The organism is Candidatus Villigracilis saccharophilus (assembly GCF_016711665.1).
Map to the genome: position 1 here is coordinate 1 of NZ_JADJSO010000063.1, position 13,778 is coordinate 13,778.

Consider the following 13,778-nt stretch of genomic DNA (forward strand, 5'->3'; position numbering starts at 1 on the left):
CTATTTCACAAAAGAGTTGTATAATCCCGCACGTTCGTAACTTTTTATTTACACAAGAGTTTGATTGGGAAATTACCATCACGACACTTTGACACCAAGACACGTTAATTCCCAATTAGACTCCAGTACTATTCAAGGAGAGAAAATGCACATCAACTTTGCCATGTGGCGCAAGGCCTCATGGGAACTCATCAAAATGGACAACAAAAAAGAGTGGGATGCATTGGATGTTATTTCCAAATGGCTGATCGCCACCCGTTCTGCAGTAACCACAGTAACAATCTATTCCTGCATCATCGCTGGTTTCCTCGCCTGGCGAGATGATTACTTTTCCTGGCTGCCGTGGATCATTGTGACCCTTGGCTTGTTCATCGCGCACGGCACGAACAACCTGCTCAATGACTACACCGATTTCTCGCGCGGCGTGGATAAGGATAACTACTTCCGTACACAATATGGCGTGCATCCGCTCGTGCAAAAATTCTGGACGAAGGAAAACCAGATCAAGTGGTTCATTGTCAGTGGGGTGTTGGCTACACTTTCAGGCATATTTGCCTTGGTCTACACAAGTTTCAATCCCTATATCATCGGCTTGTTCGCCTTTGGTGCGCTTGTTCTATTGTTCTATACATGGCCGTTTAAATATTGGGGCATCGGTGAATTGTCCATCTTCCTGATCTGGGGACCGATCATGATCGGGGCTGTGTATGTTGTCCTCGCCCTCGGTTCTGGCGGCGACATCTCCAACGTGTTCAAGGTTGCGCTTGCGGGCGTTCCTTTTGGTTTGAGCGTTGCAAGTATTAACATCGGCAAGCATATTGATAAGATGGAAGATGATAAGAAAAAAGGTGTCGGCACATTCCCTGTGCGCGTCGGTCAGACCTTTGCACGCTACACAAATATTGCCTCCATTGTCATCGCGTATGGTGTTATTTTTTATCTGGTTGCCACTGGATATTTTTCCACGCTGATGCTGTTGGTCATCTTTGCCGCGCAGCGCGCCATGTACGCAGTCGCAGTATTGACCAAGCCGCGCCCCGATGCCGCGCCCAAAGGATTTGAAACTTTCTGGCCCACCTGGTTCTCTGGCTTTTGCTTCTATCACAACCGCATGTTCGGCGGCCTCTTCATCCTCGGAATTTTCCTCGATACCGTTGCCAGCAAATTAACATTACCGATCAACATTAACATGCTTGGCGCAATTGCCCTGGGAATTGGTTTGATCTACGCAGTCGTTCAAATGCAAATGGCGAAGGCGAAAAAGGTGCAAGTGTAGCAAGTAAAAAGTAATGAGTAATAAGTGAGAAGTAAAAAGGCTCTGAGTTTATCAGAGCCTTTATGTTTCTTATTACTCGTTTCTCACTCCTCATTCCTCATCACTATATCTGCCACCTCCAGCCATTCATCTTCCCCCTTCAAAACCCCAAACGCGATCTTCCCTTCAGGTGTGAACGCCGCATATTGATTATCGATCCAGATGATGACTCCCAAAGGCGGATTTGGACTCACAAGCGACTCAAACATTGGGGTTTCATCCACATACCAGACAACGCGCTTCTCGCTCCACTCTAGCCTGTATCTGTGCCATTGAGTGACATCCACGCCTTGACTCTGACTCTGGAGTCCGACAGCTTGCTGTCGTGACATATACTCGAGTGAAAAACTATCTTCTTGAATCACCTTGCTTAATAATTTTCTAGCAACTTTCCGCGAGAAGGGCAGCACAAGCCCAGCCAAAATCAACAATGGATGTAACATCGGCGAACGAAATGTCTGCGCCATAAATCCATTTGCAGGCAATGCGTGGGCAAACCCTTGTGGTTGCCCCTCTTTGAATGATAAATAATTTTCCTTTGACCCATAAAAGAACCACACTGCATTCGGCAGCATCGGCAAGCGGAACGGACGCCCGCCAAACCCAAGCGATAACCCGAATGGATCATTCCACAGGCCGAAGCCCCATGTCCCAGCGACAGAACTGCTTGAGACTTTTGCACGCAGGCTGAGGCTTAGAGTCCGATGCGGAAACTTATGCCGAGGGAGTTGGGAATAGTCATCGAGCTGGGCATCTCGATAGCTGAGAGAATCCCCTTTCTGTATTCCCAACCTCCAACCGTTTTCGGTTTTTTCAATTTTTGCATTTTGTGTTGCTCTTCCATTCATCCTTCATCCTTCACAATTCATCATTATCTATTCACCAACCAGATCCCAACCAGAATCACCGCGCCGCCTAGAATTGAAACGAGCGTGACTTGTTCATTCAAAATGATCGCAGCCACCACCATGCTCGTCAGCGGCTCGACGAAAAGGAACGCGCCTGTTTGTGCGGCGGGTAATTGAGCGAGCGCATCGAACCAGGCGATGTATGCCAGCCCAGTGGTGAAGATGCCGAGGAAGATCATTGCCATCCAGCCGCGAGCATCAAGCAATGGAATTTCGGTATAACTTTTGTTCGCAAAAAATGCGACCGCTGTGATCAGCCAGCCGATGGTCATCACCCAAAACGTCATACGTGTGGACGGATGGTTCTTTAATCCGCGCCGCGAGAGGATGGAGAACACCGCCCAGTTGACTGAACTGATGAGAATGAGAAAATCACCGGTCGTGCCAAACTTTCCGCCCGCAAGTGTGGAGAGATCGCCTTTGCTCACGACTGCCAACACGCCGATCATGGCAAGGACGATCCCCGATGATTGCAGGAGGTTTAGTTTTTCCTTTAAGACCATCCAACCCAAAATGGCAATGAATGCCGGTGATGTGGAAACGATCCACGCTGTGGTTGTGGCTTGCGCGGTGATCAGTCCATTGGATTGCAGCCATTGATGAAATGAAATTCCCAGAAAACCAAGCAGGGCAAAATATCCCCACTCATTGCCTTTGGGAAACGCAAATTGTTTGCGAATGATGACAGCGAATAGAAGGATCGGGATGCCCATTGCAAAACGAATAAATACCACCGCGATGGGGGATATCTGTCCAACGGCAATTTTGGTGGCAATGAATGACGCGCCCCAGACGATCACAGCGAACAGGGCTTCAAGAAAAGGGAGGAGTTTTTTTGTCATGGTTTTTCCTTTGAAGAGTTTATCCATTATAATTGCCCTTCGGAGGCAACACCTTTATGGAAATTACCTGGTACGGACATTCCTGTTTTCGGCTCACGGAGCGTAACTACGTTACCGTGGTGACCGATCCTTATGATAATAAAGTTATCGGTTACGATTCGCTTAAGCTTAAAGCTGAGATCGTTACTGTCAGTCACGATGCGCCCGGTCACAACAATAGTGCTGCGGTTAAAGGTTCCACTCACGTGCTGACAGGGCCTGGCGAATTCGAGATCGGCGGCGTGTTCATTACTGCCGTGCAAACCGACAGCGGTAAGAAATCAAAAGATTCTATTCGCAACACCATCTATGTATTTGATTATGACGGTCTCACGGTCGCGCACCTTGGCGATCTGCAGAAGATCCCCACACAGAGTGAGATCGAGCTGCTTGGCACTGTCAACGTGGCGCTTGTGCCTGTTGGCGGCGGGAACAGCCTCAACGCCGCGAAGGCCGCGGAAGTTGTCAGTATGCTTGAACCTGATCTGGTCATTCCGATGCACTATGCCACACCTGACTCAAAAATAAAACTTGACGAGATCAATAAATTTATCAAAGAAATGGGTTTAAGCAAAACCGAACCGCAGCCATCGCTTAAGGTTTCCCGCTCCAGCCTCCCGGCTGAAACGCATGTGGTCGTTTTGGATTATCAAAAAGGTTAATATGCCAGTTAAAGTTATTATGACCTGGGATATTTCTCCCGAACGCGACCAGGAATATTTCGAATTCGTCATCGGCGAATTTGTACCTGGTGTGCAAAGATTGGGTTTACAGCCAGCTGAAGCATGGGCGACCATTTATGGTTCCTATCCGCAAATTCAGGTTGGCTTGCTTGCCACAGATCTGCCCCAGGCGCGCCGAATCCTTGCTTCGTCTGATTGGGCGCTTTTGCAGGAACGCCTCTTTGGTTATGTAAAAAATTACTCTCACAAAATCGTCCCCGTCCGCACTGGGTTTCAATTTTAATCAGAGACATCAGAAGTCTCTTGTGTGTCTATGAATTTACAAATTCCCAGGAGGACTTCCGATGTCTTCTCAAGTCTATGGCCGTGGTTTTTCTTTACCGCGGCTTTTGAGTCTTTGCTTGCCGCTATTGCGCTTGTACTAATTCCATCTGAAAACGGAATATCTGTTGCGCGCCTTGGTGTGCTGGCGCTCCTTGCGGCCTTCTTTTTTACGGGAATCTATTTGGGCTTTAATTCTCGTCGCCGGGGCGCAAGATTTGACTTGTTGGCACGTTCGCCCGTTATTATTTCCTCTGCGCTTCTTGTTTTAAGCTCAAGCCTGCTTCTATTCCTTTTACGTTATCTCAACCCCGAAAAATTACTGCCGTATTACGAGCGCCTCGGTCCATTGCTTTGGTACCTGTTAGCGGTTGGATTGCAATCTTTCATTTTTCTTTTGTTGATTAAAAATGGGTTTCATCCGCAGGAATTTTCCAAACGTAAATCAAATTACCTTTCTGCGTTAATTGCATTCTGCATTCTTCTCTGTATTCTTCTGTTTGTCTTATTAACTAAAGTAGGCATTACCCCAGATACGGCTTATTGGGGTGAACCTGGGGTGGCCATACAAGGTTGGCAATTTGTTGTTTCCATTCTTGCGGGTTTGTTTACTTTACTATACGTATCGCATATTACATCGCACGGATCAAGTAACCCTCAGCTCGTAACTAAATTTTTCCTTCCGCTTACAATTTATGTCACTGCTTGCATTCTCTGGCTGGGTGTTCCCGTTGATGTTTTAAAGAGCAGTTTTTATGCCCCCATCGCCTTGCCGGCGAATGTCCCATTCCCATATTCTGATGCGGGCTTTTATGATTTTCTCTCCCAAAGTTTGCTGGTTGGTACCGATTACCTAGGCGGAATCCCCCCGCGTCCTTTGTACGTGGTTTTCCTTGCCATGCTGCATTTCCTTTTTGGACAGAATTATCCCGCTGTTATCGCTGCCCAGACGGTGGTTTTTGCGATCTTTCCTGTTATGCTTTATTTTCTAGGAAAAAAACTCCATTCGCCCGCGGCTGGAGTGACCGTGGCTTTATTTGCCGTTTTTCGTGAACTGGTCAGCTTGTGGATTTCGTCCAACACACGCGTTGCCAATTCCAAGATGTTCACTACCGATTTTCCCACTGCCATGGGCATCACATTAATGTGTCTGGTGGCGGTTTGGTGGCTGGAGCGGCGTGACTTAAAGTCAACCTTTGTGGCGGGGGGATCTTTTGGATTGTTGTTATTGTTCCGTACACAATCCCTGCTGACTTTGCCTGTATTATTTGTTCTGGCGTGGTTTGCTTATCAGCGTAAAACCAAAGAATGGGTTATAGCAGGCATCACGTTTGGCATTGTGATGGTACTCACCGTTCTGCCGTGGTTGACACACAACTATACTGTGGTTGGAAAGCTTACATTCGATGACCCAAATCAGGTCGCGATCATTTATAGTCAATACTCCTTCACGGGAAATTTGGACCTCAGTCAATTTGACCCCGAAAAGCAAAGTGTCGGAAATCGGCTGCTCACTTTTACATTGGAGAACCCTGCCTTTGTCGCTGGTTTTGTTTCCAATCACTTCCTAAATACCGAGATTGGCGGTTTGCTTGCCCTGCCATTGATCGAAAGATTTGACGGGTTGTTCGAACCTGTCAACTTATACTGGGTGACCTGGAACGGCTCCCTTGAGTGGTATAACTTTATTTTGGTTATCTTTTACCTGGCAATTGTTGCACTTGGATTTGGCGCATCCTGGCGGCGCATGGGCTGGATAGGTTTTGTTCCGCTGGCTTTTAATCTGGGGTATGCCTTGGCGAACGGGATCGCCCGTTTTTCCAGCTGGCGTTACAACCTGCCGGTTGATTGGGTTTTCTATTTTTATTTCGCCATTGGTGCAGTTGAATTGTTAGGCGGATTGACCCTTCTGTTTGGAGCAAAAGTAGAAAAAGTATTCCCTGCAATGATTCAACGCCAAGCAGAACCGATTTCGCTTGGTGGTATTCGCCCGCAATACGCTTTGATCATCTTATGTTTTATCTTTATTGGCGCGACGCCCTGGTTTGCGAAAGGGTTTGTGGAACCGCGTTATCAGGTCTCACAGGGACAATTGATCGCAAAGCTCGAGCTAAGCGGATACACCTCCGAAGAGGTGCGTTCATTCCTGTCACATGAAAACACAGTACTAATGGAAGGACGCGTGTTATATCCGCGCATGTATCGAAAAAATGAAGGTCTTGCATCCGCGCATCCCTGGCCGGCGTACGCGATACGCGATTATGCCCGCATCGGTTTTATTTTACTTAACAAGAATCATTACAATCTTATATTTGTTACCAGGGAAATCCTGGATTTCCCCCAGGGGGCAGATGCGATCATACTTGCCTGCGTGAGCGATGATATTCTCAAAGCTCGTGTGATCGATTTTGGCAATCAAACCTTCCAAAGCGCCCCGCTTACCCAGCCTTGCGATTGAAAACGAGTAATATGCTTTCCTCACGCCTTCTCAAATGGTATCGCCGGCACGGGCGGACACTTCCCTGGCGCGATCATCCCGACGCGTATGCTGTTTGGGTCTCTGAGATCATGCTTCAGCAAACGCGCGTTGAAACGGTCATCCCTTATTTTGAAAAATGGATGGATTTATTTCCTGACGTGAATGCATTGGCAAATGCCTACGAGCAGGATGTCTTGAACGCGTGGGAGGGACTTGGTTATTACAGCCGCGCCCGCAATTTGCACAAGGCCGCAAAAATGGTCGTGTCGAACTTTAACGGAAAACTGCCGCGTGATCTATCGGAGCTACGCAGCCTGCCGGGCATTGGACGCTACACGGTTGGCGCAATAGCATCCATGGCATTTGGCATGGATGAACCAACCTTGGATGGAAATCTGCGCCGTGTTTTTGCACGCCTGTTCGATGTGAGCGACTTTGCTGATTCTGCGGCTGGTGAAAAGAAATTATGGGAATTGGCAGCGGAACATTTACCCAAAGGCCGGGCAGGTGATTACAACCAGGCGCTTATGGATCTTGGTTCGACGATTTGTTTGCCAAAGAATCCGCGCTGTTTGCTCTGCCCATTGATGGAGACATGTAAGGCGCAAATAAATGGAACGCAGGATCTTCGCCCGGTGCTAAAGCCAAAGAAAGCGGTTCCGCTTTATATCCACGCGGCAGGAGTAATTCTTCAGCGTGGGCGTGTGTTATTGGCGCAAAGGCCCGCCGATGGTTTGCTTGGAGGAATGTGGGAATTCCCGAATGGACGAGTCAACGCCGACCCCGCCAAAGAGCTGACCCAGCTTCTTAACGCTATATACAATTTGAAGGTTAAGAGAAAAGAGGCGCTGGGTATTATCCAGCATGCGTACACTCACTTTAAAGTGACTGTTCATGTTTTTAGTTGCGACCCAATTTTGATCCCGAAAAATAAAAATCTAAAATGGGTACGCGTAGGTGATTTAAATGATTATCCGATGGGGAAGGTGGATCGGGGTATCGCCAATAAAATAAAATGACCGCCTCACTTTTTGTGGGCGGTCATTTTTGATTAAGCCTTGCTCAGTGTTACGAAGACCATCGGTCTGCGTTTTGTTTCCTGATGCAGGTAACTCTTGATGGTGTTGATGATGTCTTTTTCACTGCTCATCCCGCCGCCATTGACTGCCTGCATGACGCGTTTGCGAACTTCGGGCAGGATCTTTTCTGCTTCTTCGGAGGTAACAAAGCCGCGCGTGAGAATTTCAGGATCATGCAGTAATTTGCCTGAATGTTTGTCAAGGCTGATATCTATCAATAAAATGCCGTTGCGCGCCAGTTGACCGCGTTCTTTCATGATGTCGTGATCGATATCACCGATCGATTCGCCGTCCACAAAGACATAGTCGCCGGGGATGCGTTCGCCAAGCTGGATCTTGTTGCCGATCAACTCAACGACCTGACCGTTTTCAACAATAATAATATTCTCCTCTTCCACACCGACTTGCATCGCAAGTTTTGCGTGCTGTTTCAGCATCCGCAGTTCACCGTGGATGGGCATGAAATGTTTGGGGCGCACCAGGTTGAGGAGCAGTTTTTGTTCTTCCTGTGCGGCATGACCTGATACATGGATCGGCGCAACTTTATCGTCGATCACGGTCGCGCCGCGGCGCAGGATGCGGTTAATGGTTTTGCCGATGGACTCTTCGTTCCCAGGGATCGGATGCGATGAAAGCACAACCGTGTCGTTGGGCTTGAGATCGAACTGGCGATTTGTGCCCGCTGAAAGCCTGCCGACAATCGAGGATGGTTCGCCCTGTGAGCCTGTGCACATGATGACCACTTTGTGATCCTGCATGTTCAAGGCTTGTTCGATCGGCACGATCAGATCATCGGCGATCTCCAGATATTTCATTTTGCGCGCGATCTTGACGTTGTCCACCATGCTGGGACCGGCCAACGCCATTTTGCGTCCGCTTTTTAGGGCGGCGTCTGCAACTTGCTGTACACGTGAGATCAACGATGCGAAGGTGGCAATAATGATGCGGCCTTTGGCTTCGGCAAATACTTTATCAAACGCGGGACCGATGACCGCCTCGGACGGAGTCCAGCCTGGTCGTTCAGCATTGGTCGAGTCCGAAAGGAGCAGGTCTACGCCGCGTGTGGAATATTCCGCCAGTTTTGCGAAATCGGTCGGCCAGCCGTCCACAGGGGTATGATCGAATTTGAAATCGCTCATGTGAATGACCAGTCCCGCGGCTGTGGTGATCGCAAGTGAAACTGCATCCGGGATGGAATGACTCACATGGAAATATTCCACTTTGAATGGGCCAATATTACTGGACTCTCCAGCTTGAATCGTTTTAAATTGCGCCTTATGCTGGGCGTTGTTCCTGAATAATTTGGCTTCGATCAATCCACGGGTGAGCGGGGTCGCATAAATGGGCACATTGATCTGCTCAATAAAATGCTGGATCGCGCCGATGTGGTCTTCATGCCCGTGCGTAATGATCAATCCTCGCACGCGGTCTTTTCTATTGATGAGGTACTCAAAATCGGGGATGATGTAATCCACCCCCAACATGTCGTTATGCGGGAACATAATGCCCGCATCCACAACGATGATGTCGCCTGCGAACTCATAGGCCATCATGTTCTTTCCCACTTCGCCCAGGCCCCCGAGCGGGATAATTCTTAACTTGTTTTTCTTACTCATTTTTTTGTTTTCCTTTTTAATTTAAAAATATACTAAACCGCCAATGGCGGGTAAGGTCAATTTAGGTATGCGTGTTATCTTCTCGGCATAAAAAAAGACCCCTGCCGACTTGCTCGCGAGGGGGTAAATCAAATCCGTGCCACGTTGCGATTGTTCATAAACAAACTGTCGATAAATGCGACAGTGAAAGTCAACTTAATTAAGTTGAGTATAGCAGGGCGGCGGGGATTTGTCAAAGCGGATATGAACTCATGCTGGATCTACGGCTTTCTCCCGACTGGGCTACTTTCCTTTGCGCTGGCGTTTTTGGCGCTCCATCATTAGACTGAATTCGATCTGTTTCTGGTTGATCTGCTTTTGGAGCTCTTCTTTCTTCTTTTCATCCAGCACAGCGGCCAGAATTTTCTTTAGCTCTGCAATTTCCTTGAGCAGATCCACTTCACGCGGAGTGAATCCAGCGTTCTTTAACATCGAATGTGCCGCGCGGAGATCCTCTGGCGTCTCAAAATAGGCAGTCAGATCTATGGGTTTTCCTTTTCCCGGCAGATCATCAAATTTGCCGCGTTTCATGGCTTCCTCGATAATGGCATCTATGGTTTTATCGAACATGGTTTTACCTGGGTTTTTGAGTATGATCTTTCAAGTATATATAAAAATAATTGGACCACTGGTATTGTGTAACTATTTAATCAATGCCTGCCATGATAATAGGATTATACTGGGGCGCAGTGTACTTCGGAAGTCGTGAGAATCAGGTAAAATTTTTTTGATGACGAAACCATACTCAGTCCCGCTTTCTGAGATCCGCCGTGAACATGTGGTGGTGAACTCGCGTTTTATTTCCACACTCGCGCCCGCTTTCAGCATTGACGAAGCGCGGGCATTCATGGCGCGCATCAAACATGAATTTGCGGATGCGTCGCATAATGTGCCTGTCTATATCATCGGCGGCGGGAATACGGTCACGGAATATTTTTCAGATGACGGCGAGCCGAGCGGGACTTCGGGCAAGCCTGCTCTGGCTGTGATGCGCGGCAGCGGCCTCGGCGACGCGGTGTTGGTCATCACGCGTTACTTCGGCGGGACATTGCTTGGCACAGGCGGATTGGTCAAAGCGTATACCGAGTCCGCGCAGTTGGTGGTCAACGCGGTCGGGCGTGGACAAAGAATCCCAGTGCACATTGGGATGATCGCTCTGCCATACAATTTATTGGAACGCCTGCGACTTGTGGTGACCCGTCAACGCGGAGAAGTGCTGGCCGAGGATTTTGCGGGGGATGTGACCATGACCGTCCGCCTGCCTGTGGATTCATTTGAGGCATTCCAGAATGACTTGCGGGAATTGTCAGCGGGGAAAGTGCAGGCGGAGATCATTGAAACAAAAGAGATGATCGTGCCGGTATCATAAGAAAAATCTTTTTCAAAAGTTTACAAGTTCTTCATAATTCCACCGCATTTCCATCACCTGAAACATCCCCAATTTTTATAAAATACTGACATTCAAATCAATAAGGAGTCTTGAATGTCAAAACAAAATCGAACGAAATTACTGCTGGATATTTCCACATTTGTGGCATTTCTGATCGCGATGGATCCGCGCACAAGCGGCATCGCCATCCACGAATGGTTGACCATCGCTTTAGGCGCGACCGTAGTTGTCCACTTACTGTTGAATTGGAACTGGATCGTTGAAGTCACCAAACGACTGTTTGCCAAAGGCAAAGGCTTGAACGGTGCGCGCACGAATTACATCCTCAACTGGCTTTTGTTTGTGGACGGTATTTTGATCATGCTTTCAGGGATCATGATCTCAGAGACGGTTGTGCCCGCGTTCGGCTTGTCCCTGCCGCTGAATTTTGCCTGGCGCAGTTTGCATGATCTGTCCGCCAATATCTCACTCATCTTGATGGGCTTGCATATTACCCTGCATTGGAGTTGGATCGTCAGCACCTTCAAGCGCATGGTACTCCGACGTGAAGTAAATCCTGTTTCTGCCCTTGTTATCGAAGGAAAAGAGGTGAAGGCATGACCACTCTTTATCGAATTTTGATTATCCTTGTTGTAGCGGCGATCATTGGCGGAGCGATCTACATGGCGGTCGGCGGTGGAGGCGCTGTCAGCCAACAGCCGCCTCAAATGCGATCAGGCGATCGTCCCCGACCCGAGGGTGGGGAAGACCGCGAGGGAGGTGACGGATTACCCTTTGGCATTGTAAAGAGCCTGGTGATCATGTCTGTTGCGAGCGGGGTGTATCTGGCGGGTAATAAACTGTTTAGCAAAAAGCCAAAACCTGTGCTTGCATAAGCAAATCGTCCCAAATCTGATATCAGATTTGGGACGATTTGCTTTTAAGAATATTATCTCTGGAGTGTGTCAGCTTGCTGATGCCCTAACAATTTTAGAAAACGGACAGCAAGCCGCCCGAGTCCAGAGTTATTTCAACGGCAACATGATCAATACTTTTAATCCTTTTCCTCTTTCGCTTTCCGCCCAGATGCGTCCCTTGTGCATTTCAATAATGGACTTTGCAATGGCGAGTCCCAGCCCTGAACCGCCATCGTCACGGGTGCGGGATTCGTCGGCGCGGTAGAAACGGTCGAAGAGATGCGCGGCTTCTTCGGGTGTGACTCCCTCGCCGCTGTCTTGAATTGCGATCTCGATATGATCGTCAATTTGTCTGGCGGAAATATCCACGCGGCCGTTCTCAGGGGTGTAGCGCAGGGCGTTGTCGAGAATATTGGTCAGCACCTGCGAGAAGCGGATCGGGTCAAGATTCGCCGTCACGCTTTGCGCAACGGGGGCAGGCTCAAGGTTCAGGCTGATCCGCTTTTGGTTGAACGGGATCATGTAATGGGCGTTGATGTCGCTCAATAGTTTGTGAATGTCAACGGGTTGGAAATCCAAAGAGAGTTCGCCCGCATCTGCCAGAGATAATGTCCGCAGGTCATTGACGAGCTGTTCAAGGCGTTCCGCTTCTTCACGGATGATCTCAAAATTTTCAGCGGAGGGCGGCAATACGCCGTCGTGCACCGCTTCGGCGTGACCGATGATCAGGCTGAGCGGCGTGCGCAGTTCGTGCGCGATGTCGGCGGTCATTTGTTTGCGCAGGTTGAAGGAGCGCGAAAGGTCTTCGCTCATTTTATTGAAAGATTTGGCCAGGTCACCGATCTCATCCTTTGAGTGGACAGGCACTGTGTGTCCGAATTTTTGGTCAGCCATTTCGCGTGTGGCGGCGGTCAGCTCGCGGATGGGGCGGGTGATGGTGCGTGAAAGAATTGTGCCGAGAATGAGCGCGAGGATCACGGTGCCAACCCCGCTTAGAAAAATGGAGTTGTTCATGCGATGAATGAATTCAGCCTCCATCGGGCTTCTGTCTGACGCCGTGTCGTACAATAAAATACCAACTGTCTTGTTTTCAAACTGAATTTGTGTTCCCAGGTTAAGTGTCTCAGGGCTGACAATTTCTCCCATTGCGTAGCGATTGCCGGGGACAAGGATCCTTCCCGTTGTGTCTGCGATCGAGAAAAACAAGATCTGCGGCTCTGCCTGTCTGGAATGGTTCCTGTCAAAGGGGATGAAAGTTCCTTCAATTCCATCCCATGTTTGATTTTCTTTATAATACATTTCGAGTTCATCAACGAGTTCCTTCTCATACCGATCGTTGACGAATTTATCGAATTCGCGATTTGTCGCGATCCGTGTGGACGCAACGATCACGCCGCTGCTGAACAGGCTCACCAACAGAAATGCGAGAATTAATTTCGTCGTCAGCTTCATGTTCAGCCCTTGTTGAGGCGGTATCCAACGCCGTACACGGTTTCGATATAACGCGGTTTGCGCGGATCACTTTCAATTTTGGCGCGCAAGTTCTTTATGTGTGTGTCTATCGTGCGCTCGTAGCCTTCATAGCGCACACCCTGGATCACATCGAGCAGGTCGAGTCGCGAATACACCCGCCCCGGTGTGGACATGAGCGCGGCCAGCAGGTCAAATTCTGAAGGGGTCAGGTCAAGGGAACGATCCAGCACCTGCACTTCGCGGCTGTCGCGGTCGAGCATGATATCCGAAACGCGTAGTGTTTTTGCGGTGGCTTCGGATTTGCCCGCGCGGCGCAGTACATTCCGCACACGCGCCATGAGTTCGCGCGGCTTAAAGGGCTTGGTCACATAATCATCCGCGCCCAGCTCAAGCCCAATGACCTTGTCCTCGTCTTCCACTTTGGCAGTCAGCATGATAATGGGCGTGTCGCTTTCAGCACGATGCGCGCGCATAAAATCATAGCCGTTCATTTCGGGCATCATGATATCCAAAATGATCAGATCTGGTTTTTCCTTTTTTGCAAGCGGGAGCGCATCCCTGCCATTGTAGGCAGTGAGCACACGGTAGCCTTCCTGCGCGAGATAACTTTGCACAAGCGAGACCAGGCGTTTTTCATCGTCAACGATCAGGATGGTTTGCGGCATGGGGACTCTTTTTTCGATCGGAATTATGCCATA

At 49.0% G+C, this 13,778-nt stretch carries 14 protein-coding genes; 8 read left to right on the plus strand and 6 right to left on the minus strand.

Going from position 1 to position 13,778, the window contains the following annotated elements; all coding sequences use genetic code 11:
• Positions 1 to 145 precede the first annotated feature (145 nt).
• Positions 146 to 1,276: a prenyltransferase gene (locus IPL17_RS19840; protein WP_345308818.1), complete on the plus strand. Its 1,131-nt coding sequence runs from the start codon at positions 146 to 148 to the stop codon at positions 1,274 to 1,276.
• Positions 1,277 to 1,359: 83 nt separating this feature from the next.
• On the opposite strand, the gene IPL17_RS19845 is transcribed toward IPL17_RS19840, so the two are convergent.
• Complete coding sequence (locus tag IPL17_RS19845; RefSeq protein ID WP_345308819.1) at positions 1,360 to 2,163, minus strand: family 16 glycosylhydrolase; 804 nt, start codon at positions 2,161 to 2,163, stop codon at positions 1,360 to 1,362.
• A 23-nt stretch (positions 2,164 to 2,186) separates the two neighbouring features.
• Positions 2,187 to 3,065: a DMT family transporter gene (locus IPL17_RS19850; RefSeq protein WP_345308820.1), complete on the minus strand. Its 879-nt coding sequence runs from the start codon at positions 3,063 to 3,065 to the stop codon at positions 2,187 to 2,189.
• A gap of 56 nt (positions 3,066 to 3,121) precedes the next feature.
• On the opposite strand from IPL17_RS19850, the gene IPL17_RS19855 reads away from it, so the two are divergent.
• From IPL17_RS19855 to mutY, 4 genes are read left to right on the plus strand one after another with little or no spacing between them, the layout of a single operon-like run.
• A complete protein-coding gene (locus IPL17_RS19855; RefSeq protein ID WP_345308821.1) occupies positions 3,122 to 3,766 on the plus strand; it encodes an MBL fold metallo-hydrolase in 645 nt (214 codons plus the stop codon).
• A 1-nt stretch (position 3,767) separates the two neighbouring features.
• Positions 3,768 to 4,070: a hypothetical protein gene (locus IPL17_RS19860; RefSeq protein WP_345308822.1), complete on the plus strand. Its 303-nt coding sequence runs from the start codon at positions 3,768 to 3,770 to the stop codon at positions 4,068 to 4,070.
• A 30-nt stretch (positions 4,071 to 4,100) separates the two neighbouring features.
• Positions 4,101 to 6,566 carry a glycosyltransferase family 39 protein gene (locus IPL17_RS19865; protein WP_345308823.1) on the plus strand — a complete coding sequence of 822 codons (2,466 nt, stop codon included), beginning with the start codon at positions 4,101 to 4,103 and terminating at the stop codon, positions 6,564 to 6,566.
• An 11-nt stretch (positions 6,567 to 6,577) separates the two neighbouring features.
• Positions 6,578 to 7,606, plus strand: a complete 1,029-nt coding sequence (gene mutY / locus IPL17_RS19870) for an A/G-specific adenine glycosylase (protein ID WP_345308824.1) — start codon at positions 6,578 to 6,580, stop codon at positions 7,604 to 7,606.
• A gap of 32 nt (positions 7,607 to 7,638) precedes the next feature.
• Here the strand turns inward: mutY and IPL17_RS19875 are convergent, their stop codons facing one another.
• Complete coding sequence (locus tag IPL17_RS19875) at positions 7,639 to 9,282, minus strand: ribonuclease J (protein ID WP_345308825.1); 1,644 nt, start codon at positions 9,280 to 9,282, stop codon at positions 7,639 to 7,641.
• Positions 9,283 to 9,564: 282 nt separating this feature from the next.
• The gene (locus IPL17_RS19880) at positions 9,565 to 9,891 is read right to left on the minus strand and encodes a DUF1992 domain-containing protein (protein WP_345308826.1); all 327 of its coding nucleotides are present in this window, start codon (positions 9,889 to 9,891) and stop codon (positions 9,565 to 9,567) included.
• Positions 9,892 to 10,051: 160 nt separating this feature from the next.
• Here IPL17_RS19880 and IPL17_RS19885 point away from each other — a divergent pair, with 160 nt between their 5' ends.
• The 3 genes from IPL17_RS19885 to IPL17_RS19895 all read left to right on the plus strand — a co-directional run bounded on the left by IPL17_RS19885 (position 10,052) and on the right by IPL17_RS19895 (position 11,586).
• Positions 10,052 to 10,690: a YigZ family protein gene (locus tag IPL17_RS19885; RefSeq protein ID WP_345308827.1), complete on the plus strand. Its 639-nt coding sequence runs from the start codon at positions 10,052 to 10,054 to the stop codon at positions 10,688 to 10,690.
• 114 nt (positions 10,691 to 10,804) lie between these two features.
• Positions 10,805 to 11,311 carry a DUF4405 domain-containing protein gene (locus IPL17_RS19890; RefSeq protein ID WP_345308828.1) on the plus strand — a complete coding sequence of 169 codons (507 nt, stop codon included), beginning with the start codon at positions 10,805 to 10,807 and terminating at the stop codon, positions 11,309 to 11,311.
• Entirely contained in the window at positions 11,308 to 11,586 is a 279-nt protein-coding gene (locus IPL17_RS19895; RefSeq protein ID WP_345308829.1) for a hypothetical protein, read from the plus strand. The genes IPL17_RS19890 and IPL17_RS19895 overlap by 4 nt, the downstream gene beginning before the upstream one ends.
• Before the next feature lie 129 nt (positions 11,587 to 11,715).
• Here the strand turns inward: IPL17_RS19895 and IPL17_RS19900 are convergent, their stop codons facing one another.
• Both IPL17_RS19900 and IPL17_RS19905 read right to left on the minus strand, forming a co-directional pair.
• Positions 11,716 to 13,059: an ATP-binding protein gene (locus tag IPL17_RS19900; RefSeq protein WP_345308830.1), complete on the minus strand. Its 1,344-nt coding sequence runs from the start codon at positions 13,057 to 13,059 to the stop codon at positions 11,716 to 11,718.
• A 2-nt stretch (positions 13,060 to 13,061) separates the two neighbouring features.
• Complete coding sequence (locus tag IPL17_RS19905) at positions 13,062 to 13,745, minus strand: response regulator transcription factor (protein WP_345308831.1); 684 nt, start codon at positions 13,743 to 13,745, stop codon at positions 13,062 to 13,064.
• Positions 13,746 to 13,778 lie beyond the last annotated feature (33 nt).

Coding starts and splice junctions, on each gene's coding strand:
- IPL17_RS19845 (WP_345308819.1), bottom strand. CDS start 2,163: ATGAATGGAAGAGCAACACAAAATGCAAAAATTGAAAAAACCGAAAAC.
- IPL17_RS19885 (WP_345308827.1), top strand. CDS start 10,052: ATGACGAAACCATACTCAGTCCCGCTTTCTGAGATCCGCCGTGAACAT.
- IPL17_RS19855 (WP_345308821.1), top strand. CDS start 3,122: ATGGAAATTACCTGGTACGGACATTCCTGTTTTCGGCTCACGGAGCGT.
- IPL17_RS19905 (WP_345308831.1), bottom strand. CDS start 13,745: ATGCCGCAAACCATCCTGATCGTTGACGATGAAAAACGCCTGGTCTCG.
- IPL17_RS19840 (WP_345308818.1), top strand. CDS start 146: ATGCACATCAACTTTGCCATGTGGCGCAAGGCCTCATGGGAACTCATC.
- mutY (WP_345308824.1), top strand. CDS start 6,578: ATGCTTTCCTCACGCCTTCTCAAATGGTATCGCCGGCACGGGCGGACA.
- IPL17_RS19865 (WP_345308823.1), top strand. CDS start 4,101: ATGAATTTACAAATTCCCAGGAGGACTTCCGATGTCTTCTCAAGTCTA.
- IPL17_RS19850 (WP_345308820.1), bottom strand. CDS start 3,065: ATGACAAAAAAACTCCTCCCTTTTCTTGAAGCCCTGTTCGCTGTGATC.
- IPL17_RS19860 (WP_345308822.1), top strand. CDS start 3,768: ATGCCAGTTAAAGTTATTATGACCTGGGATATTTCTCCCGAACGCGAC.
- IPL17_RS19900 (WP_345308830.1), bottom strand. CDS start 13,059: ATGAAGCTGACGACGAAATTAATTCTCGCATTTCTGTTGGTGAGCCTG.
- IPL17_RS19880 (WP_345308826.1), bottom strand. CDS start 9,891: ATGTTCGATAAAACCATAGATGCCATTATCGAGGAAGCCATGAAACGC.
- IPL17_RS19875 (WP_345308825.1), bottom strand. CDS start 9,282: ATGAGTAAGAAAAACAAGTTAAGAATTATCCCGCTCGGGGGCCTGGGC.
- IPL17_RS19895 (WP_345308829.1), top strand. CDS start 11,308: ATGACCACTCTTTATCGAATTTTGATTATCCTTGTTGTAGCGGCGATC.
- IPL17_RS19890 (WP_345308828.1), top strand. CDS start 10,805: ATGTCAAAACAAAATCGAACGAAATTACTGCTGGATATTTCCACATTT.